Source organism: Streptomyces sp. NPDC037410 (assembly GCF_055602235.1).
The window spans coordinates 136,927-158,371 of the sequence record NZ_JBVJWR010000006.1 but is presented as its reverse complement, the minus strand read 5'-3'; the positions used below and the strand labels follow the sequence as shown (position 1 = coordinate 158,371).

General features: G+C 73.7%; 19 protein-coding genes. 8 read left to right on the top strand and 11 right to left on the bottom strand.

The features are described from left to right. Positions 1-84: 84 nt before the first annotated feature. Positions 85-240, top strand: a complete 156-nt coding sequence (locus ACZ7HT_RS12130) for a hypothetical protein (protein ID WP_158718993.1) — start codon at positions 85-87, stop codon at positions 238-240. Between the two features lie 29 nt (positions 241-269). On the opposite strand, the gene ACZ7HT_RS12125 is transcribed toward ACZ7HT_RS12130, so the two are convergent. The 3 genes from ACZ7HT_RS12125 to ACZ7HT_RS12115 form a co-directional block, all read right to left on the bottom strand. After that, positions 270-551, bottom strand: a complete 282-nt coding sequence (locus ACZ7HT_RS12125) for a metal-sensitive transcriptional regulator (RefSeq protein WP_015035316.1) — start codon at positions 549-551, stop codon at positions 270-272. A 103-nt stretch (positions 552-654) separates the two neighbouring features. Next, complete coding sequence (locus ACZ7HT_RS12120; protein ID WP_471163508.1) at positions 655-2,919, bottom strand: heavy metal translocating P-type ATPase; 2,265 nt, start codon at positions 2,917-2,919, stop codon at positions 655-657. Positions 2,920-3,078: 159 nt separating this feature from the next. Next, a complete protein-coding gene (locus ACZ7HT_RS12115; RefSeq protein WP_352026998.1) occupies positions 3,079-3,360 on the bottom strand; it encodes a heavy-metal-associated domain-containing protein in 282 nt (93 codons plus the stop codon). Positions 3,361-3,544: 184 nt separating this feature from the next. Here ACZ7HT_RS12115 and ACZ7HT_RS12110 point away from each other — a divergent pair, with 184 nt between their 5' ends. Both ACZ7HT_RS12110 and ACZ7HT_RS12105 read left to right on the top strand, forming a co-directional pair. Next, on the top strand, positions 3,545-4,519 hold the full coding sequence (locus ACZ7HT_RS12110; protein ID WP_471163505.1) for a hypothetical protein: 975 nt from the start codon (positions 3,545-3,547) through the stop codon (positions 4,517-4,519). 51 nt (positions 4,520-4,570) lie between these two features. Next, positions 4,571-5,260: a copper homeostasis protein CutC gene (locus ACZ7HT_RS12105; RefSeq protein WP_471163502.1), complete on the top strand. Its 690-nt coding sequence runs from the start codon at positions 4,571-4,573 to the stop codon at positions 5,258-5,260. A gap of 735 nt (positions 5,261-5,995) precedes the next feature. Here ACZ7HT_RS12105 and ACZ7HT_RS12100 read toward each other — a convergent pair. Next, on the bottom strand, positions 5,996-6,589 hold the full coding sequence (locus ACZ7HT_RS12100; protein WP_471163500.1) for a DUF2867 domain-containing protein: 594 nt from the start codon (positions 6,587-6,589) through the stop codon (positions 5,996-5,998). Positions 6,590-6,705: 116 nt separating this feature from the next. Between ACZ7HT_RS12100 and ACZ7HT_RS12095 the strand changes: the two genes are divergently transcribed. Together ACZ7HT_RS12095 and ACZ7HT_RS12090 are read left to right on the top strand one after the other, a co-directional pair. Further along, complete coding sequence (locus ACZ7HT_RS12095) at positions 6,706-7,296, top strand: TetR/AcrR family transcriptional regulator (RefSeq protein ID WP_471163496.1); 591 nt, start codon at positions 6,706-6,708, stop codon at positions 7,294-7,296. A gap of 17 nt (positions 7,297-7,313) precedes the next feature. Continuing rightward, entirely contained in the window at positions 7,314-8,195 is an 882-nt protein-coding gene (locus tag ACZ7HT_RS12090) for an aminoglycoside phosphotransferase family protein (protein ID WP_471163493.1), read from the top strand. 155 nt (positions 8,196-8,350) lie between these two features. Here ACZ7HT_RS12090 and ACZ7HT_RS12085 read toward each other — a convergent pair whose 3' ends face one another. Together ACZ7HT_RS12085 and ACZ7HT_RS12080 are read right to left on the bottom strand one after the other, a co-directional pair. After that, complete coding sequence (locus ACZ7HT_RS12085; RefSeq protein WP_471163489.1) at positions 8,351-8,749, bottom strand: VOC family protein; 399 nt, start codon at positions 8,747-8,749, stop codon at positions 8,351-8,353. A 49-nt stretch (positions 8,750-8,798) separates the two neighbouring features. Continuing rightward, the gene (locus tag ACZ7HT_RS12080) at positions 8,799-10,844 is read right to left on the bottom strand and encodes a HelD family protein (RefSeq protein WP_471163486.1); all 2,046 of its coding nucleotides are present in this window, start codon (positions 10,842-10,844) and stop codon (positions 8,799-8,801) included. A 229-nt stretch (positions 10,845-11,073) separates the two neighbouring features. On the opposite strand from ACZ7HT_RS12080, the gene ACZ7HT_RS12075 reads away from it, so the two are divergent. Continuing rightward, entirely contained in the window at positions 11,074-11,253 is a 180-nt protein-coding gene (locus ACZ7HT_RS12075; RefSeq protein WP_471163483.1) for a hypothetical protein, read from the top strand. Between the two features lie 124 nt (positions 11,254-11,377). Next, positions 11,378-12,712: a COG1361 family protein gene (locus tag ACZ7HT_RS12070; protein ID WP_471163480.1), complete on the top strand. Its 1,335-nt coding sequence runs from the start codon at positions 11,378-11,380 to the stop codon at positions 12,710-12,712. A 126-nt stretch (positions 12,713-12,838) separates the two neighbouring features. Here ACZ7HT_RS12070 and ACZ7HT_RS12065 read toward each other — a convergent pair whose 3' ends face one another. Then, on the bottom strand, positions 12,839-14,476 hold the full coding sequence (locus ACZ7HT_RS12065; protein ID WP_471163474.1) for a DNA repair helicase XPB: 1,638 nt from the start codon (positions 14,474-14,476) through the stop codon (positions 12,839-12,841). 63 nt (positions 14,477-14,539) lie between these two features. Beyond that, positions 14,540-17,125, bottom strand: a complete 2,586-nt coding sequence (locus ACZ7HT_RS12060) for a helicase-associated domain-containing protein (RefSeq protein WP_471163471.1) — start codon at positions 17,123-17,125, stop codon at positions 14,540-14,542. Positions 17,126-17,197: 72 nt separating this feature from the next. On the opposite strand from ACZ7HT_RS12060, the gene ACZ7HT_RS12055 reads away from it, so the two are divergent. Beyond that, entirely contained in the window at positions 17,198-18,451 is a 1,254-nt protein-coding gene (locus ACZ7HT_RS12055) for a hypothetical protein (RefSeq protein ID WP_471163469.1), read from the top strand. 3 nt (positions 18,452-18,454) lie between these two features. Here the strand turns inward: ACZ7HT_RS12055 and ACZ7HT_RS12050 are convergent, their stop codons facing one another. The 3 genes from ACZ7HT_RS12050 to ACZ7HT_RS12040 are packed head-to-tail and all read right to left on the bottom strand — an operon-like array spanning position 18,455 to position 21,344. Continuing rightward, positions 18,455-19,255 carry an ABC transporter ATP-binding protein gene (locus tag ACZ7HT_RS12050; protein WP_471163466.1) on the bottom strand — a complete coding sequence of 267 codons (801 nt, stop codon included), beginning with the start codon at positions 19,253-19,255 and terminating at the stop codon, positions 18,455-18,457. Next, complete coding sequence (locus ACZ7HT_RS12045; RefSeq protein WP_471163461.1) at positions 19,252-20,343, bottom strand: FecCD family ABC transporter permease; 1,092 nt, start codon at positions 20,341-20,343, stop codon at positions 19,252-19,254. The genes ACZ7HT_RS12050 and ACZ7HT_RS12045 overlap by 4 nt, the downstream gene beginning before the upstream one ends. After that, entirely contained in the window at positions 20,340-21,344 is a 1,005-nt protein-coding gene (locus ACZ7HT_RS12040; RefSeq protein WP_471163458.1) for a FecCD family ABC transporter permease, read from the bottom strand. Before ACZ7HT_RS12040 ends, ACZ7HT_RS12045 begins: the two co-directional genes overlap by 4 nt. Between the last annotated feature and the right edge of the window lie 101 nt (positions 21,345-21,445).

The window sequence follows — 21,445 nt, the reverse complement described above, 5'->3', positions numbered from 1 at the left end:
TCCCCTCACCCTCCCCTTGCGGGCGGCTCATCGTACGGGCCGCTCCCCCCGCCCAGGTATACCCCCCAGGGGTACAGTGGCAGGATGTCGACCCTCATGAAGAACCGCCCTTGCGCGAAGGTCTGCGACTCCGGTCTGCCCGGTTCGGTGGAGCTGGTGCTCCTCCGCCAACTGCTCGGCCTGTGTCTCCGGCTGAGTCTCACGCTGTCCGCCGACTGCCCTTCACGCAAGGGCGGTTGATGTCTCCTCGGTGAGTCCTGGCGACTCCGTCACGTCCGGATCAGCCGGGCGATGGCCTTCGACGCCTCACCCACCTTCACCTTCGCCTGGTCCCCGCCCTGGGCGATGGCCTCCGTGACGCAGCAGCTCAGGTGCTCGTCCAGGAGGGCCACCGCGCAGGACTGGAGGGCCGCGTTGATGGCGGAGACCTGGGTGAGGACGTCGATGCAGTAGACGTCCTCGTCCACCATCCGCTGCACCCCCCTGACCTGGCCCTCGATGCGCCTCAGCCGTCTGATGATGTCTTCCTTGTGCTGTCCGTAACCGGCCACGACGGGCTCCTAGGAGATCAGGGATTCAGATCGGGGATTCAGATCGGGATTCCAGGTCCGGGATTCAGATCCGGGATTCACAGGGCGGGGGGCGGAGGGTGGTTCAGCGGTCGATGGGCTGGAAGCCCCGCAGGCGGAGGCTGTTGCCGACCACGAAGACCGAGGAGAAGGCCATGGCCGCGCCCGCGATCATCGGGTTGAGCAGTCCGGCCGCGGCGAGCGGCAGGGCGGCCACGTTGTAGGCGAAGGCCCAGAAGAGGTTCGAGCGGATCGTGCCGAGCGTCTTGCGGGAGAGCCGGATCGCGTCGGCCGCGGCCCGCAGGTCCCCCCGTACGAGGGTCAGATCGCCGGCCTCGATGGCGGCATCCGTACCCGTGCCCATCGCCAGACCCAGGTCGGCCTGGGCGAGCGCGGCGGCGTCGTTCACGCCGTCGCCGACCATGGCGACCGAACGCCCCTCGCCCTGGAGGCGCTTGACGACGTCCACCTTGTCCTGCGGCATGACCTCGGCGATGACCTCGTCGATGCCGACCTCGGCGGCGACGGCCTCGGCGACCGCCTTGTTGTCACCGGTGAGCAGGATCGGGGTCAGACCCAGCGCACGGAGCCGCTTGATGGCCTCGGCACTGGTCTCCTTGACGGCGTCGGCGACCTCCAGGACCGCGCGGGCCTCCCCGTCCCAGGCGACCGCGATGGCCGTCTTGCCGGCCCGCTCGGCCTCTTCCTTCGCGGACTTGAGCGCGGCGGGCAGGGCCATGGCCCACTCGTCGAGCAGCTTCTCGCGGCCGACGAGGACGGCGTGGCCCTCGACGATGCCCTGGACGCCGAGTCCGGGGATGTTGGCGAAGTCCTCGGGGGTGGGCAGGGTGCCGACCTTGGCGGCGGCGCCGGTGGCGACGGCCTGGGCGATCGGGTGCTCGGAGGAGTGCTCCAGGGCGCCGGCCAGGCGCAGGACGTCGGTCTCGTCGACGCCCTCGGCGGTGTGGACCTTGATGAGGGTCATGCGGCCGGTGGTGACGGTGCCGGTCTTGTCCAGGACGATCGTGTCGACCTTGCGGGTGGTCTCCAGGACCTCGGGCCCCTTGATCAGGATGCCGAGCTGGGCGCCGCGGCCCGTACCGACCATGAGGGCGGTCGGGGTGGCCAGGCCGAGGGCGCACGGGCAGGCGATGATCAGGACGGCGACGGCGGCGGTGAAGGCGGCGGTCAGGCCCTGGCCGGTGCCGAGCCAGAAGCCGAGGGTGCCGAGCGCGAGGGCGATGACGATCGGCACGAAGACGGCCGAGATCTTGTCGGCGAGGCGCTGGGCGGCGGCCTTGCCGTTCTGCGCGTCCTCGACGAGCTTCGCCATGCGGGCCAGCTGGGTGTCGGAACCGACGCGGGTGGCCTCGACGACCAGACGGCCGCCGGCGTTCAGGGTGGCGCCGGTGACGGAGTCGCCGACGGAGACCTCGACGGGCACGGACTCGCCGGTCAACATGGAGGCGTCGACGGCGGACGAGCCCTCGACGACGGTGCCGTCGGTGGCGATCTTCTCGCCCGGACGGACCAGGAAGCGGTCCCCGACCTGGAGTTCGGCGGTCGGTACGGTGACCTCGCGGCCGTTCTTGAGGACGGTGACCTCCTTCGCGCCGAGCTGCATCAGCGCCTTGAGCGCGGCGCCCGCCTTGCGCTTCGAGCGGGCCTCGAAGTACCGGCCGGCCAGGATGAAGGCGGTGACGCCGGCCGCGGCCTCCAGGTAGATGTTCCCGGCGCCGTCGGTGCGGGCGATCGTGAACTCGAAGGGGTGCGTCATGCCCGGCGTACCGGCGGTGCCGAAGAACAGCGCCCACAGCGACCAGAGGAACGCGGCGATCGTGCCGACCGAGATCAGGGTGTCCATGGTGGCCGCGCCGTGCTTGGCGTTGGTCCAGGCGGCCTTGTGGAAGGGCCAGGCGGCGTAGACGACGACCGGGGCGGCGAGCGTGAGGCTCAGCCACTGCCAGTACTCGATCTGCAGCGCCGGGACCATCGCCATCGCGATGACGGGCACGGCGAGCGTCACGGCGGTGATCAGGCGCTGCTTGAGCGGCCGCAGCTCGGCATCGGCGATCTCCTCGTCGGAGGGGCCGCCGCCGCTGCTGTCCTCGGCCTTCGGGGGAGTGGGCTCCTGCGCGGTGTAACCGGTGGCCTCGACGGTGGCGATCAGGTCGGCGACGTCGATGTCGGCGTCGAAGGTGACCTTCGCCTTCTCGGTGGCGTAGTTGACGGTGGCCTCGACCCCGTCCATGCGGTTGAGCTTCTTCTCGATACGGGCCGCGCACGAGGCGCAGGTCATGCCGCCGATGGCGAGCTCGACCTGGGCGGTGCCCGGAGTGGTCGTGGTCATTTCCTGCTCCTCGGTGCAGCGGGGTTCGGGGGCCGGGGCCCGGGCGTGGAGGTCGGGCCCCGGCGGCCGGGGGGTGCGGGCGGTCGTCCGCCTGCCGGGCGGACCGTCGGGTACCGGGACGGGGGACGCCGGCGGGGTGTCGGTCTGCCCGGCGGCGGATCAGGCCCGGCCGGTCAGCTCGTAGCCCGCGTCGTCGACGGCCGCGGTGATCGCGGCGTCGTCGGGCTCGCCGCCGGTGGTCACGGTCACCAGGCCGCCGGCGACGTCGACGTCGACGGAGAGGACGCCGTCGAGGGCGCTGACGGACTTGGTGATCGCGCTCTTGCAGTGGCCGCAGGTCATGCCGGAGACGGCGTAGACCGTGACGGTGCTGTCGGCGACCGCGACGGCGGTGGCCTCCGTGGTCGAGCAGCTGTTGTCGGGGGTGCAGCAGGAGCCCATGGCTTCCTCCTCGGTCGGTTCCACTCGGAGATACCCTCGGGGGGTATCCGGTTGTGAGTCCATGTATACCCCCCGGTGGTATCCGGCGCAAGTGTGGGCCGGACTTGACTTGATACCCCCCAGGGGTATGGTGAAGTGCATCGAACGGTTACCCACGCCGTCCCACACGTACGGGAGAGCAGTCATGAACACCGGAGTGAAGATCACTGCGTTTGCCGCCGCGCTCGCCGCGACCTTCGGGACCGCGTACGGGGTCGGCAAGGGGATCGGCCCCGTGGACGAGCCGAAGAAGGCGGAACACGCGGAACATGCGGAACATGCGTCGCAGGACCCGCAGAAGAAGGAAGCCGGCGGGCATGTGGGCCACGAGGAAGGCGGCACCACGGCAGCCGCCGCGGCTCTCCCGGGCGGCCTCCAGATCTCGCAGGACGGCTACACCCTCGCCCTGGAGACGCCCACGCCCGCCGTGGGCCGGAGCACCCTGAAGTTCTCCATCAAGGACGCGACCGGCAAGAAGGTCACCGCGTTCACCACCGAACACGGCAAGGAACTGCACTTCATCGTCGCCTCGCGCGACCTCAACACCTTCCGCCACCTGCACCCGGTGAAGGCCGCGGACGGCACCTGGTCGGTGGACGCCGACCTGCCGGTGGCGGGCGGCTACAAGGCCTTCGCGGACTTCAAGCCCGCGGCCGCGGCGAAGGGCGTCACGCTGGGCGCCGACCTCTCGGTCCCGGGTGCGTACGCGCCGAAGCCGCTGCCGGCGATCGCCCCGACCGCGACGGTCGACGGCTACCAGGTCCGGCTCGGCGGAGTCCTGGACCCGGGCAAGCCGGGCGAGCTGAAGCTCACCGTCACGAAGGCCGGGAAGCCGGTGACGAACCTGGAGCCGTACCTCGGCGCGTACGGACACCTCGTCGCGCTGCGCGACGGCGACCTCGCCTACCTCCACGTGCACCCGAACGAGGGCGGCCCCGGCCCGGACGTCTCCTTCACGGCGGAGGCGCCCAGCGCGGGCACGTACCGCCTCTTCCTCGACTTCCAGCACGAGGGCAAGGTCCGCACGGCGTCGTTCACGGTGAAGGCGGGCGGGGCGGCCGGGGCGCCCGGGCAGCCCGTCGGTGCGACGCACGATGCGGGAGGCCACAGTCACGGCTAGTCTGGTCATTGGACTAGACCTGTAGTCGTCATTCATGGAGGAATGGGCTCGATGAGCAACCGTGCTGTCCTTGAGGTGATCGCCCTCGACGAGGAAGACGCGGTCGCTGCCCAGACCGGTGGCGCCGACCGGCTGGAACTCGTCACCGACATGGCGGCGGACGGACTCACCCCGTCCACGGCCACCTTCACGGCCATCCGCCGCGCGGTCGACATCCCGCTCCGCGTGATGCTCCGCCTGGCGGACGGCTTCGCGGCCGGCGACGTCGACGCCCTGGTGGGCCGGGCGGAGGAACTCCGCGCGGCGGGCGCGACCGAGTTCGTCCTGGGCTTCCTCACGGCGGACGGCGAACCGGACCTGGTGGCGGTGGAGCGGCTGATCGCCGTCCTGGACGGCTGCGACTGGACCTTCCACCGGGCGATCGACCGGGCGGCCGACCGCGACGGCCTCCGCAAGCGCCTCGCCGACCTGCCGGGCCTCGACACCTACCTGACGGCGGGCGCGGCGACCGGCGTCGACGACGGCCTCGCCACCCTGAAGGCCGAAGCGGCCCGCGCGGGCGAACCGGGCTACGAACCCCAGATCCTCGTCGGCGGCGGCCTCCGCCTCGACCACCTCCCGACCCTCCGCACGGCAGGCCTCACTGCCTTCCACATCGGCGGCGCGGCCCGCCCGAACGGCTGGACGTCCCCGGTCTCGACGGAGGCGGTACGGGTGTGGCGGGGGGCGGTGGACGCGTAGGCGCTGCCGCTTGGGCGCTGGGGGGCCTGTGAGGGGAGCCGTCGCTTTGGCTCTCGGGGTGGGCCGGGTCGGTGGGCTTCTGGTGGGACCGCCCTCTTTCCGAGAGTCGCTCCTTCCGGCGGCGCGTCAAGGGCGCCTCCGGCGTCGCTGCGCGATGGGCTTCGCCCACCCTTGACCCGCCACCTCCAGAAGCGAAAGACCTCTCGGAGGGCGGTCCGGGGGTGGGGGTCCACGCCGCCAGTCCGGGGGTGCTTCCCGCCGTAGGCGGGGAGCACCCCCGTGGGTGGGGGCGAGGCCGGGCATCGGCGGGCCGGGTGTTGGCCCTGAAGCTGGGTGGGTGGGGGCTTGGTTCGTAGCGGGTGTGGGTGGGGCCGGTTCCGTCTCGTCGGGGTGCGCTGTCGTTGAATGGGGCGGCCCGGCGGCGCTGAGCGGGTTGCGGCCGTCGGGTTGTTGGGCTTCATGCCCCGCTGGTCACTGCCGGTGGGTGGTGGGGTGCGAATAACTGCGCGCTACTCCCGGTAACGGCCCCCAATCGGGGCCCCAAAAGGGGCGCATCGCCCATCCGTGTCGAGTTACTGCGGGAAACCACCACCGGGGGCGACCAGCGGGCCGGATGTGAACCGAGCCCCCCACCCATTGGCCTGTCAGTCGCTTCACCCGCCCCGGACACCGCGAGGCCCGGCCGCACCAGGAGCCCGCCAGGTTCCCCGCCCCCAGGGCCCCGGCTGGGTGAGGTCATCGTTTCGGCAGGCGCTCCCGGTTGCGCCAGGCGGATTCCCAGCGGCGGGTCAGGGACGGGTAGACGATCGTGTGGCGGAAGGGGGCGATCAGGGCCATGTAGACGCGGCCTTGGCGGCCGTTGGGCTTTACCAGGACCGCCATGCGCAGTTCGTGGTCGCCCGCGGGTGTCCGTACCCACGCCAGGTGCATGATCCCGTGGACGGTCGAGTTCGCCAGCTCTCCGGCGCTCTCGTCGTGGAGCTGGTAGAGCGGCGTGAACGGGCTGCCGTCGGGGGCGGGGGGCGCCGTCGACGTCAGTTCCCCCGGCATGCGCTCGCGCACCGGCCGGACCCGGGTGCCGAGGCCGGCCTGAGGCTTGTCCCAGCCGAGCAGGGCGCCCAGTTTCCAGCGCACCGCGAACAGGAACCGGGTGGCCGGGGACTGCCGGGCGAAGCCGCCGTCCGACAGCATCGCGGCGAGCATCACGGGGAAGTCGTCGGGCCCCGCGCCCGGAGTTCGGAAGGACCAGACGTCCAGGACCGTGAAGTCCGCGGTGAACTCGTGGATCCGCCACGGACGGCCGGTGTGCTCGCTGACGGGAAGTCTCATGGCTGCTGCCGCCTTTCCCCTACGTTCTATACGCTTGCGTATAACGACGAGGCCAACCATGCCAGACCTGATGTACGGAGGCGTATATTCGGTCGCCGAGTGAGGGAGGACACACCGTGGGCGCTCCGCGCACGCCACGCGACCGATGGGTGGAGGAAGGGCTTCGCGTCCTCGCCGACAGCGGGCCCGACGCCGTACGCGTCGAAGCCCTCGCCAAACGCATCGGCGTCACCAAAGGCGGCTTCTACGGGTACTTCGCCGACCGTGACGCCCTCCTCGCCGCCATGCTCGACACCTGGGAGCGCGAGGCCACCGACCAGGTCATCGACCGCGTCCGGCATGACGGGCACGGAGACGCCAGGGCCCTCATCACCCTCGCCGGCATGCTCACCTTCTCGGGCGACCGGCTGCGCCCCATCGATCTCGCCGTCCGCGACTGGGCCCGGCGCGACGAGGCCGTCGCCGCGCGTCTGCGCCGCGTCGACAACCGGCGCATGGAGCTGCTCCGCGAGATGATCGGCACCTTCTGTTCCGACCCCGACGAGGTCGAGGCCCGTTCGCTCGTCGCCTTCTGCGTGGCCATCGGCCACCACTTCCTCGCCGCCGACCACCCCGGCCGCACCCGCGCCGAGGTCCTCGCCCGGGCGGGGGATCTGATTTTGGACCGGCCGGCGGGGGGCGAATCCCGTGGTCCGGACGGTGAGTGATCGTTAGCCTCGCCCGTATGACCACCCTCGCCATCGACACCGCCCTCGTCGAGCGGCTCATCGCCGCACAGTTCCCCGACTGGGCGGGGCTTCCCGTGCGGGAGGTGGACTCCGCCGGCACCGACAACGCCATGTTCCGGCTGGGGGACGGCCTCGCCGTACGGCTGCCGAAGGCCGACTGCGCCGCCGGGCAGGCCGAGAAGGAGCAGCGCTGGCTGCCGCGCCTCGCGCCGCACCTGACCCTGCCCGTTCCCGTGCCCGTCGGGCAGGGGGCGCCCGGTGAGGGGTTCGACCAGCCCTGGTCCGTGTTCGCCTGGCTCGACGGGGCCGACGCCTACAACGCGCCGATCACCGATCTCGCCCACGCCGCCGTCGAGTTGGGCCGCTTCGGCGTCTCCCTGCGCGGGGTCGACGCGACCGGCGGGCCCGCCTCCTCGCGGGGCGGGCCGGTCGCCGACTGGGAGGAGGGCTGCATGGCGCCCGCCCTCCGTGAACTCGGCGCCGACGGCACCCTCGACGCCGAGTTCGCGGGCGAGGCCTGGGAATCCGTGCTCCGCCTCCCGGCCTGGCAGGGCGAACCCGTCTGGCTCCACGGCGACCTGCTGCCCAGCAACCTCCTCACCCGCGGCGGGCGCCTGCGCGCCGTCATCGACTTCGGCTGCCTCGGTACGGGCGACCCGGCCGTCGACCTCATGGCCGCCTGGACCCTGCTCACCCCCGACACCCGGCCCCTCTTCCGCGAGGCCGCCCAGGTCGACGACGCCACCTGGGCGCGCGGCCGCGGCTGGGCCCTGTGCTGGGGCGTCGTGACCGAGCACTACTACCGCGGGAAGAACCCGGTCCTCGCCGACACCGGCCACCGCGCGTGGACACAGGCGCTTCCGGAGTACGTGTTCTAGGTCCCGTCCATGCCGGGACCAGGTCCCGGCCGCGTCGGCCAGGATGGTGTCGAGCAGGCCGGGGAAGCGGGTGTCGAGCTCCGTGCGGCGCAGTTCGACCAGCTTGGTGCGCCCCTCGCCCGCACCCTGTAGCCGTCTCGCGGCCTGGCCGCCTCCTAGGAGGCCACCAGCTCCACCTCGAACCCGTCCTCGTTCTCCAGGTACGCCGCGTAGTGCCCCTCCCCGCCCGCGTACGGGTGGCGGTCCGTGAACAGCAGCCGCCAGCCGTGTGCCGGGGCCTCGGCCGCGAGGGCGTCGACGGCCGGGCGGTCGCCCGCGTGGAAGGCGAGGTGGTTCAGGCCCGGGCGGAGGCGGTCGTGGCCGCCCGGCGTACGGGCCGGGGACTGCTCCACGACCAGGTAGCAGGAGCCGAGCGCCCAGCTGCGGCCGCCCTCCCAGGACTGGAAGGGCGTGTAGCCGAGCGCCCCGAGCAGCCAGCCGAGGCTCCGCTCGGCGCGCGGCAGGTCGTCCACCCACAGCTCGACGTGGTGCAGCGCACCCACGGGGGCGGTCACAGGCCGCCTCCCCGCTCGACGCCGACCGAAGCGCGCCGGTCCGTGCCGCTCACAGCGTGCCCAACTGCTCGGGCACCGGCGCCGAGTGAACGACCGTCAGGCCCGACACCGCACGCGTCAGCGCCACGTACAGACGGCGCAGGCCCGTCCGTTCGTCCGGTTCGCCGTCGACGACCGCCGCCGGCTCGTCCAGGACCACGTAGTCGTACTCCAGACCCTTCGCGAGCGAGGCCGGGACCAGTGTAAGCCGGGACTCGGCCGTCGTCTCCTCGCCGGGGGAGAGGTACGCGAGACCCGCCGCCGTCAGCGCCTCCGCGAGCGGCGCGATCCGCGCGTCCGCGGCGATCAGGCCGATCGAGCCCTCGTGCGTCAGCGCCTCCACGCAGGCGGCGACGACGTCCTCGTCGAGGGCGTCGCTCGGCCGGACCGCCAGGGATCCGGGGTTCTCTCGTACGGACTCCACCGCCGCGAGCCCCGGCGACATGTGCGGAAGCAGCCGCGAGGCGTACGCGATGACCTCGCGCGGCACGCGGAAACCGGCCGTCAGCTCCTCCACCAGCGCCTCCGGCTTCCCCAGGTGCGCGAGCGCCTGCGCCCAGCTCTCCGTCGCCCACGGCGTCGTGCCCTGCGCCAGGTCGCCCAGGACCGTCGCCGAACCGGTCGTGCAGCGGCGGCCCACCGCCCGGTACTGCATGGGGGACAGGTCCTGCGCCTCGTCGAGGACCACGTGGCCGAGCGAGTGCGTCCGCTCGACCAGGTCCTTCGCCTCGTCGATGAGGACGGTGTCCGCCGCCGACCACTTCGCCGTCTTCACGCTCCGCGCCGGCTTCGCCCACAGCAGCAGCTTCTGCTCGTCCTCGGTGAGCAGCCCCTCGGCGTGCTCGGCGAGGAAGCCGGCGTCGCTCAGCAGCCGCAGGACCAGCTTCGCGGGCTCGACGAGCGGCCAGCACTCCTTCACGACGGCCTTGACCGCCGTGTTCCGCGCGACCGCGTTCTGCACGCGGTCGTCGGGCGCCTCGCCGGCCTCCTCCATGCGGACGAGCACGGCGTGCGCGATGCGCTGCGGGAGGGCCTCGCGGGCGGCGCCGTACCGGATGTCGCGGTCCAGCAACTCCCGTACCATCTGCTCCAGTTCGTACGCGGGGACCCGCCAGCGCCGCGAGCCGCGCACCACCATCAGGGACTCCTTCGGCAGCGACACGTGCGAGCGGACCGCCCGCCGCAGCACCTCCGCCATCCGCGCGTCGCCCTTCACGACCGCCGTCGCCGCCTCGTCCGTGCCCCGCACCTCGACGTGCGCGACGAGGTCGTCGACCGTCGCCTGCTGGACCTCCAGCTCGCCGAGCGCGGGCAGGACCTGCTCGATGTAGTGGAGGAAGGAGCGGTTCGGCCCGATGACCAGGGTGCCGGTGCGGGCGAGCCGCTCCCGGTGCGCGTACAGCAGGTACGCGACACGGTGCAGGCCGACGGCCGTCTTGCCGGTCCCGGGGCCTCCCTGAACGCACACCGTCCCCGACAGGTCGGAGCGGACGATCCCGTCCTGCTCCGGCTGGATCGTGGCGACGATGTCGCGCATGGGGCCGACGCGGGGCCGCTCGATCTCCGCCTGGAGGAGACGGCTGGTGTGTTCGAGCTCGTGCGGGTCGGAGAGGTGCTCGTCCTCGTACGCGGTGAGGTCGCCGCCCGTGTAGCCGAAGCGGCGGCGCAGTCCGACGTCCTGCGGGTCCTTCTTCGACGCCTGGTAGTACGGCTGCGAGACCGGCGCGCGCCAGTCGATCACCATCGGGTCGCCGCCGGCGTCGTGGACGTGCCGCCGCCCGATGTAGAACCGCTGTCCCTCCTGCGTGGTGTGCAGGTAGTCGAGGCGCCCGAAGAAGAGCGGGGTGTCGGCGAGGTCCGCGAGTGCCTTGATCCGTTCCTCGATCTGCCGCCCGAGCACCAGGGAGTTGACCCAGTTCGCGGTGACGTCCTTGATGTCGAGCGCCTCGACGTCCTCCCGCATCGCGCGCAGCGCGGCGCGGGACGAGGTCAGATGGGCCCGCTCGTGCGCGAGCGGGTCGGATTCGGGCACGGATACGGACACGGACACGGACACGGTGAAGCCTCCGGGCAGGTACTACGCGGACACGACAAGGTGGCCGCCGGTTTCCGACCGGGCGGCGGCGCGCTCCACGAGCGGGAGGCGGGGAAGCGGACGAGTCTAACTCCGGGCGGTCGGCCGGGCGAATCCCTTTTCCCTTAGGGGGACGGGTCCACCCGGGGGTGGACCCGGATTCCACCCCGGGGCCGATGTGTTCTGAATGTCCGGATTCCATCATGGAGTCATGAGTGCGACGACCTTCACCCTCGTGACCACCGTCCCCCGCCCCCGCACCCACCTGGGCACGGCCCTCCGGGCGATACGCGCCTTCGGCGGCGCGGCGGCGTCGGTCGCCCTCCTCGGCGACTACGGACCCCCGGAGGCGGGGGTCCGGAACCCCCGCCCGACGCACCGGAGCCGTTGAACCGAAACGGACGTCGCGGAACCGGACGTCACCGATCGCGCTCCGGCGTGCAACTCTTCGCCGTCCTCGACGGTCTCCTCATCGCATCGATCTTTCCCCGAAGCAGTGAGGAACACAGGAGATCATGAGGAAGCCCTCCTTCGGCCGTCTCGCGCGGCTCGCCGCGTGCGCCACCGCGGCCGGCCTGGTCACCGTCGGCGTGACCGCCGCGCCGGCCGCCGCGGACAGCGACCAGCTGTGGATCGTGTCTCCCTGGGAGCTCGCGCTGCCCAAGGGCGTCGACGGCGGCGAGGCCCCGGCCGTCACGCTCGGCCTGGGGATGTACCACGACAACCCCGGCGTCCGCGTGACCGACGGCGAGCTCACCGTCGACGTCTCCGGCCTGACCGGCGTCGCCGACGTCACCTGGCCGGACACCTGCGCCCCGTTCGGAGCCACCGCCGTCTGCTCCTTCCCCGAGGTGCCGCTGACCGGCGAGGCCCCCGTGGAGGTGAAGCTGCGCGCCGCCGCCGGTACCGCGGCGGGCGTCACCGGCCAGATCACGTACCGGGGCACGGCCCACACCGACACCGGCACCATGACCGCGTCCAGCGGCTCCACCACCGTCCGCGTCGCGTCCGGACCCGACCTCGCCGTCACCCAGGCCGCACCGGTGACCGGCGTCGTCCCCGGCACCACCGTCCCCGTGCCGGTCTCCGTGGTGAACCGGGGCAACGAGCCGGCGAACGGCGTCCAGGTCACCCTGTACGTCACCCGCGGCCTCGACCTCGGCACGGTCGCCCCGCAGTGCACCAGCGAGCCGCTCGGCGCGGGCACGATCAAGGCCCTCACCAAGATCGACTGCGCCTTCGACGACGTCGTGGCCCCGGGCGGCTCCTTCGCCCTGCCGACGGCGCTGCAGGCGAAGACCGCCCCGTACGCGCTGTCCGAGCGCATCGACATCGTCGTGCAGGCCCGCGGCGGCGCCGAGGACCTCGACCCGGCGAGCAACGGCACGGTCGCCACGATCGGCGTCAGCAACACCGCGGACTTCGCGGTCCGCGGCGGGCGGCTGACCGCCGCCGCCGGCGAGACCGTCCGCGCGGACGTGACCTTCCGCAACCGCGGCCCGGCCTGGATCGCCAACCTCGGCTCCGGCGACCCGGTCGGCTCCGTCGACGTCACCGTCCCGCAGGGCGCCACCGCCACCACCGTGCCGGACGCCTGCGAGCCGCGCACCGCGGACGGCGGCTGGTGGGAGGGCGAGGTGCGCACCGGCGCGCCGCGCTACGTGTGCCAGCTGCCGATCTGGGTGGCCGAGAAGCAGACCGTGACGTTCCCGTTCGACCTGCGCGTCGACACGGTCGTCACCGGCGCGAAGGGCGCGATCACCCTGAACCCGCCGTACGGCGCGGGCTTCCCGTTCGACCCGAACGCCGCCGACAACAAGGCGAAGCTGGTCCTGAACCCGGCGGCCTGACGAACGCGGCGGAGGAGCCCCGATGCGGGGCCCTCGGCCTGACGAACGCGGCGGAGGGCCCCGACGCGGGGCCCTCGGCCTGACGAGCACCGCGGAGGGCCCCGATGCGGGCCCTCCGCCTTCTCCTCAGCCGAGCAGCTCGTCCGCGTCCACGATCCGGTACGCGTAGCCCTGTTCCGCCAGGAAGCGCTGACGGTGGGCCGCGAAGTCCTGGTCGATCGTGTCGCGGGCGACCACCGAGTAGAAGTGCGCCTGGTGGCCGTCCGCCTTCGGGCGCAGCACCCGGCCCAGGCGCTGGGCCTCCTCCTGGCGGGAGCCGAAGGTGCCGGAGACCTGGATGGCGACGGTCGCCTCCGGCAGGTCGATCGAGAAGTTCGCGACCTTGGAGACGACCAGGACGTTGATCTCGCCGTTGCGGAACGCGTCGAAGAGCCGCTCCCGCTCCTTGTTCGACGTCTCGCCCTTGATGACGGGCGCGTCGAGATGCTCGCCGAGCTCGTCGAGCTGGTCGATGTACTGCCCGATGACGAGGATCTGCTGCCCGGCGAACTTCCTCACCAGCGCCTCCGTCACCTTCCGCTTCGTCGCCGTCGTCGCGCAGAAGCGGTACTTCTCCTCCGGCTCGGCCGTCGCGTACGCGAGCCGCTCCGAGTCGGTCAGGTTCACCCGGACCTCGACGCAGTCGGCGGGCGCGATGTACCCCTGCGCCTCGATCTCCTTCCACGGCGCGTCGAACCGCTTCGGCCCGATCAGGGAGAAGACGTCCGACTCCCGCCCGTCCTCGCGGACGAGCGTCGCGGTCAGGCCGAGCCGCCGCCGCGCCTGGAGGTCGGCGGTGAACTTGAAGACCGGCGCGGGCAGCAGGTGCACCTCGTCGTAGACGATGAGCCCCCAGTCCCGGGAGTCGAAGAGCTCCAGGTGGGGATAGATCCCCTTCCGCTTGGTCGTGAGCACCTGGTACGTGGCGATGGTGACCGGCCGGATCTCCTTGCGGGTCCCGCTGTACTCGCCGATCTCGTCCTCGGTCAGCGAGGTCCGCTTCACCAGCTCGTGCTTCCACTGGCGCGCGGAGACGGTGTTCGTCACGAGAATGAGGGTCGTCGCCTTCGCCTGGGCCATCGCCCCGGCGCCGACCAGCGTCTTGCCGGCGCCGCAGGGCAGCACGACGACACCGGAACCGCCGTGCCAGAAGCCGTCGACGGCCTGCTTCTGGTACGGGCGCAGCGACCAGCCGTCCTCGGCGAGGTCGATCCGGTGCGCCTCCCCGTCCACGTACCCGGCGAGGTCCTCGGCCGGCCAGCCGAGCTTCAGCAGCGTCTGCTTGATCTGCCCGCGCTCGGAGGGGTGCACGGCGACGGTGTCCGGGTCGATCCGGTCCCCGACCAGCGGCTGCACCTTCTTCGACCGCAGGATCTCCTCGAGCACCGGCCGGTCGGTCGTGGTCAGCACGAGCCCGTGCGTGGGGTGCTTGGAGAGCGTGAGCCGCCCGTACCGGGACATGGTCTCGGCGATGTCGACGAGCAGCGCGTGCGGCACGGGGTACCGCGAGTACTCGACGAGCGCGTCGACGACCTGCTCGGCGTCGTGCCCGGCGGCCCGCGCGTTCCACAGCCCGAGCGGCGTCACGCGATAGGTGTGGATGTGCTCCGGCGCCCGCTCCAGCTCCGCGAACGGCGCGATGGCCCGCCGGCATGCCTCGGCGAGCTCGTGGTCGACCTCCAGGAGCAGCGTCTTGTCGCTCTGGACGATGAGTGGCCCATTCACGTGCGATCGGTCCTTCCCGGGCCGCTCCGGTGACGGCCAATCCTCCAGTCTGCCTGATGCGCGCTAGACTTGGTCGTCCGCCAGTTCCGCCACGCCCGTGATGCGGTGCAGGGGGTACGTGCGGACCTCGTCGGCCGTGTGGTCGTAGCCCGTCACGAAGCCGCCCTCGACGCGGACCGGGGCGATGACGCGCTGGCTCGCCGCGCCCTCCGCGTTGACGTAGCCGATCCACACCGCCGAGCCCGTCAGCGCCGCCGCCTGGACGGTCGCCAGGGTCTCGGCGGCGGAGGTGCGGGGGAGGCCGCCCGTCGTCGCCGGGGCCGCCGGTTCCTTCCGTACCGCCGTCGCCGCCCGGTCGCCCGCGCGGATCGCCTTCACCGCCGCGCCGAGGAGCGTGGCGTCCGGGGACGGCGGGCCCTCCGGGACCGGTACCGGGGCCGTACGGGCAGGGGTGCGGTACGCGTCGGCGCGGGTGATCAGGACGTCGCCCTCGGCGGACTCGGCGGCCGGGGCGTACCCCATCGCCCGCAGCCCGTCGAGCAGCGACGCCGGGTCCGTCTGCGCCGCGAGCACCGTCGGCGCGAGCCGGCGGAGCCCCAGGACGTCGGACCTCCGGTCGGCGAGGATCTCGGCGAGGACGGTGTCGTCGTCGCAGCGCACGTACGCGGAGGCGGCCCCGATCCGCAGGTGGCCGTGCCTCCTCGCCACGTCGTCGATGAGGTACGCGAGCGGCTGCGGCACCGGTGTCCGGGAGTGCGCCGTCAGGAAGTCGTGCAGGTCGGAGGCCGACCGCCCGGAGTCGAGGGCGCGCCGCACGGAACCGGGCGTGAACCGGTACACCGTCGCACCACCCTTCGATTCCACGTCCGCCAGGACCGCGAGCGCGTCGGCGAGCGGCCGCCGCAGCGGCCCCGGCGCGACGGCCGTCAGGTCGGCCTGGAGCAGCACGTGGTCGACGGCCTCGGGCAGCAGCGGCGCGAGCAGGGTCGCCGCCCGCCCCGCCGCCACCGCCAGCTCGACCCGGCCCCCGTGGTCGGCGGGCGTCGCCGCCTCCGCGAGCGGCAGGTTGAGCAGCGCCCGCGCCGGGCCCGCGAGCGCGCCCCGGCCCGTGAGCCCAAGGAGCTCCGCCTCGGCGAGCGTCCAGCGCGCGAGCCGGGACCGCAGGTCGAGGGAGGTGTCGGGGGCGGGGGCCGTGGAGTCGTCGGGACCGCCGGATGCCGTCTGCGGCGCGCGCGGCGGGGCCGCCTGCGCCGCGCCCCGCAGCGGCCGCTCCCACCGCATCCGGGCGAACACCGTCTCGGGGTCCGCGGCCGCACCCGGCGGCAGGGTCGCGAGGAGTTCCAGGACCCGGTGGCGGACCTCCGGCGCGGGCGCCCGGTCCAGGTCGGGGCCGAGCGCGGCGAGCGTGCGGCCCTTCGCGTCGGCGCCGCCCACCAGGCCGGCCGTGCGGGTCGCGACGAGCCAGGGCGCGACGAGCCGGGCCCAGCGCTCGGCGGCGGGCAGGTCGAGCCAGTCGTCGTACGCGGGCGTCGGCGCGTACCGCTCGTCCGCCTCGCCGTCCGAGGCGAGCAGCCCCGCCCCGAAGCACAGCTCGATCCAGAACGCGGCGAGCTGCTCCGTCACGTCCAGGGCCGCCGCCGTCCGCTTGAGGTCCCGTACGGACATCCCGCCCGCCCGCAGCACCTGCGGGCCGCCCTGGTCCCAGGACTTGAGCAGCTCCTCGACCGTCGCGAGCGTGGCGTACGCCTGCCCGGCGGCCGCGCTGTCCACAACCTGGGGACGGTAGTCGCGCGCCGTCACCACCACCGGCGCCGCCGGCTCCGGCGCCCGGTGCGCCCGCCCGCCCCGCAGATGCAGCGCCACCTCACGCGGCAGCACCATCGTCCGCGCCGACACCGGCAGCAGCAGACCCCGGTCCCGCAGCCACCGCACCGGCGGCGCCGGATTCGCCGTCACCTCGCCGTACGGCGGACCCCACACCAGCCGGTCCAGGACGGCGAGGGCCTCCGGGGACGCCTCGTCGAGCAGCGTGCCCATCCGCGCCCGGTCCGTGAACAGCTCCGTCAACGCCGCCACCGCCGACACCGGATCGTGCGTCGGCGCGAGACCGGCCGTCGCGATGATCTCCTGCACCCGGCCGGGCGACATCCCCGCCGTCGCCTCCGCGACCGTCGGCCCGAGACCGGTCGGCGAGGGGTGCTGCGGCGACGGCGAGAGCAGCTCCCGCGCGGTCCGTACGAGCCGCAGCCGGTCGTCCTCGCCCCACACCAGCGCCTGCTCGCGCAGCAGCGCCACCGCGCCCGGCAGCGCCGCCTCGATCTCCGGACCGCCCTCGTCGCCGGTGAGCAGCGCGAGCAGCACGGGGTACGGGGCGGGGTCAGGGGCCACGGCCAGCGCCTCCGCCGTCTGGAGCGCGAACCGGTCGAGCCGTTCGAGCGCCCGCACCACCGAACCCCGCGTGCCGGCCCGCGTCGCCAGCTGCGTCAGATCGTTCGGTACGGGGCTCAGCAGGTCCGGGCGGGCGCGCAGCAGCGCGGCGAGCCCCTCGTCGCCCCGCGCGCGCAGCGCCTCCGCGAGCGTGCGCGGCGCCGCGCCGGCGCTGGTTACCTCGGGCACGTGCGCCTCCCGGTCGAGCTCACCGATCCCCATCCGCACCACGTTAGCCGCTGTCCAGGCGCTAACGTCGGGCCGTACCGGGCGAACCGGCCGTGGAGGGGCACCGTGGGGATCGAGAGCGACCGTCTGGTCTACGACTATCTGAGCCGGGTCGGCGATCTGGCACAGCAGCGGCAGCTGCCGGCGAGCGACCGCATGAAGCTCGTCTCCGGCCTGCGGAACGAGATCGACCGCCGGCGCGCCACGCGCGGCGAGGAGAGCGAGGCGGCGGTACGGGGCATCCTCGGCTCTCTGGGCACCCCGGACGAGGTCGTGGACCGCGCGGGCCCTTCGGACGGGCGGCCGGTGCCGGAGCCCCGCACGGGGCAGCGGCCGGTACCGGAGCTCCGCACGGGGACGGGCCGGACACGCGGTCTCCGCCGCACCCGCGAGACGGGACCGGACGCCTCCGGAAACCCGCGCACGGCTCCGGGCGCGTCGGCGTCCGCAGGGAAATCGGACCGTGCGGCGCGGGGCTCGGGGGCGGCCGCCCCCGGCGCGTCGGGCCCGCGCAGGCCGGGCGGCGAGGGCGCGCACCCTGGTGGGGCGGGTCCGGCGGGTCGCGGTGCCGCGGGTCCCGGTGCGGCGCGCTCCAGCGGGTCGGGCTCCGGCGTGGCGGGTCCCGGCGCGGCGCGCCCGAGCGGATCGGACCCCGGTGCGGGTCGCCCCAGCGCGGCGGGTCCCGCGATCCCCGCCCAGGACGGCCGTGGCACGTCCGCCGCGGCCGACCGTGCGGCCGACTGGTGGCGTACGGACACCGACGACCCCTCCGACGAGGACGGGTTCTTCGGCTTCGTCGGCGGCATCGAGCGCCCCGACCTCTTCGCGCCGCCCGCGCCGGAGGAGGACGAGGACGACGCGGCCGAGGAGCCCGCACCGGGGAGGACCCGGCGCCTGGCCCGCATCCTCCGCCGACGCAAGGCCGAGGCACCGGCGGAGGCCCCGGCGGCGGAAGAGGAGGAGTCGGCCCCGGCCCGCCCCCGCCTGGCGAACCCCTTCGTCCTCCTCGCCGCGCTGCTCCTGCTCGGCGGCGCGGTCTTCGGCTCGCTCGTCGCCCTCGCGGCGGGCTGGCTCCTCGCGTACGCCTCCCGCAGGCTGACCCCCGGCGAGGTCAAGGCCGCCGTCCTGGTGATCCCCGGCCTCGCCGCCGCGAGCGGGATCGTCTGGCTGTGGGGCCGCGTCCAGGGCCGCTGGGGCGAGGCGGTGGCCCCGGGGGGCGAGGCGATGGGCGCGGCGATCTCCGAGACCTGGCCGTGGGTGCTCCGGGGCGCGGCGATCGCCTCGGCCCTGTTCCTGGTCTGGCGCTCCCGCAGGCACTGAGCCTCAGGAGACGACCGGGGCCGCCCACGGCGCCCCCGGCACCACCAGGGGTGAGCCCGTCACCGGGTCCGGGACGACGACCGACGTGAGGCCGAAGACGTCGCGTACGAGGTCCGCCGTGACGATGTCCGACGGCGGGCCCTCCGCGACCACCCGCCCCGCCTTCATGGCGACGAGGTGGTCGGCGTACCGCGCGGCCTGGTTGAGGTCGTGGAGGACGAGGACGACGGTCCGGCCGCGCAGCCGGTTGAGGCGGCGGAGCAGGTCGAGGACCTCCACCTGGTGGGAGATGTCCAGGTAGGTGGTGGGCTCGTCGAGGAGCAGCAGGTCGGTCTCCTGGGCGAGGGCCATCGCGATCCACACCCGCTGCCGCTGCCCGCCGGACAGCTCGTCCACGGAGCGGTCGGCGAGGGCGGTCACGTCCGTACGGGACATGGCGTCGGCGACGGCCCGCTCGTCCTCCTCCGACCACTGCTTCCACCAGGCCTGGTGCGGCTGCCGGCCCCGGGACACGAGGTCGGCGACGGTGATGGCCTCGGGCGCGACGGGCGTCTGCGGCAGCAGGCCGATGGAGCGGGCGATCCGCTTCGTGGGGAGCTTCGCGAGCGACTCCCCGTCGAGGAGGACGGCGCCGCCGGCGGGCTTGAGGAGCCGGCCGAGGGCCCGGAGGGTGGTGGACTTGCCGCAGGCGTTGGGGCCGACGATCACCGTCACCCTGCCGTCGGGGACCGCGAGGTCGAGCTCCTCGACGACGGTCCTGTCCTCGTAGGCGAGCGAAAGCCCGCGCGCGGTCAGCCTGCTCACGTTGTGCCTCCAACGGCTCGGCTCCGGACGATGAGCCAGATCAGGTACGGGGCTCCGACGGCCGCCGTGAGGACGCCCACCGGCAGTTCGACGGGCGAGAAGAGGCGCCGGCCGAGCAGGTCGGCGACGACCACGATCAGCGCGCCCGTGAGCGCGGAGCAGAGCAGCGGGATCTGCGCCGTCCGGGTCGTGCGGCGGGCGATCTGCGGGGCGAGGAGGGCGACGAAGTCGACCGGCCCGGCGACGCCCGTCGCCACCGACGCGAGGACGACGCCGACGGCGACGAGCCCGAGCCGCACCCCGCCGAGCCGGTCGCCGAGCGCGGTCGCCGTGTCGTCGTCGAGGGAGACGGTCCGCTGGGCGCGGGCCGCCCACACGACGGCGGGCAGCAGGAGCAGCAGCGTCCAGCGGATCGGCGCGGACTCGTCCCAGCCGCGCCCGTTGAGGGAGCCGGTCATCCAGATCTGGGCCTGCTGGGCGACGAGGTAGTCGCCCTTCGTCATGAAGAGCGTGATGAGGGACCGCAGGGCGATCGCGATGCCGATGCCGATGAGCACGAAGCGGGTCGCGTGCAGCCCGCCGCGCCAGGCGAAGGCGTACACGAGGGCGGCGGCGAGGATGCCGCCGGCGATGGAGAGGTACGGCAGGACGGTGTACGAGGTGAGGCCGAAGGTCATCGCGGCGACGGTGACCGCCCCGGCGCCCTGGCTGATGCCGATGATGTCGGGGCTGGCGAGCGGGTTGCGGGCGACGGTCTGGATGAGGCCGCCCGCGATGCCGAAGGCGGCGCCGACGGCGAGGGCGACGACGAGCCGCGGCTCGCGCAGCTCCCCGACGACGAACGCGGACGGCGACGACTGCCCGAGCAGGATCCGTACGACCTCGGCGGGCGCGACGAACCGCTCGCCGACGCAGAGGTACGCGACGCAGGCCGCGGCCAGGACGAGCAGGAGGCCGGCGGCGACGAGGGCGGAGCGGCGGTGCACGAGGAAGGACGCCCGCCCGGCGCGCAGCAGCCCGTATCCGGCGGGCCGGAGGTCCAGGGAGGTCACGTCGGCACCGGAACTCACGCCGGCACCGGAACTCATGCCGGCACCGCCTTCCGTCGTACCAGCGTCACCAGGAACGGCACGCCGATCAGTGCCGTCATCACCCCGGCCGGGATCTCGCCCGGCGGGAAGACGATCCGTCCGGCGACGTCGGCGGCGAGCAGCATCACCGGGCCGATGAGCGCGGCCATCGGCAGCACCCAGCGGTGGTCGGAGCCGACGACGGCGCGGGCGATGTGGGGGACGGCGAGGCCGACGAAGGCGACGGGCCCGGCGGCGGCGACGGCCGCGCCGGTCAGGACGGTCGCGCCGAGCCCGCCCACGATCCGCACGGTCGCGACGCGCTGCCCGAGCCCCCTGGCGACGTCCTCGCCGAGGGCGAGCGCGTCGAGCCCGCGCGCCACGGACAGGACGAGGACCGTGCCGAGCAGCAGGAAGGGCCAGATCTGGCCGACGATCTCGGTGTCGCGCCCGTCGAGGGAGCCGATCTGCCAGAACCGGAACTCGTCGAGCGCCGAGGCCCGGGTCGTGAGGACGCCGGTGGTGACGGAGAGCAGCAGCGCGTTGATCGCGGCCCCGCCGAGCGCCAGCTTCACGGGCGTGGCGCCGCCGCGCCCGGCGGAGGCGGTCGCGTGGACGGCGACGGAGGCGAGGGCGGCGCCGGCGAAGGCGAACCACACGTACCCGCTGAGCTCGTGCACGCCGAGGAAGGCGATGGCGAGGACGACGGCGACGGAGGAGCCCTGGCTGATGCCGAGGATGCCGGGGTCGGCGATCGGGTTGCGGGTGATGCCCTGGAGGGCGGTGCCGGCGAGCGCGAGGGCGGCGCCGACCATCAGCCCGATGAGGGTCCGGGGGACGCGGAGCTGCCGGACGACCTCGGCGTCGTCGCCGGTCGCGCCGTGCAGCAGGGCGTCGAGGACGGTGGAGGGCGCGATGGGGCGGGCGCCGACGGCGAGGCTGAGGAGGACGGCGAGGAGCAGGGCGACGAGGGCCGCCGAGGTCGCGAGGACGCGTCTGGTGCGGAAAGCGGCTGGCATCGGGACCCATCGGGGGAGGCGCAGGTTTGGTTAGGCTCGCCTTATTTAACCAGCCACCCCTGGGCGAACACCTGTGCACCCACGGCCCCGACAATGGGTCC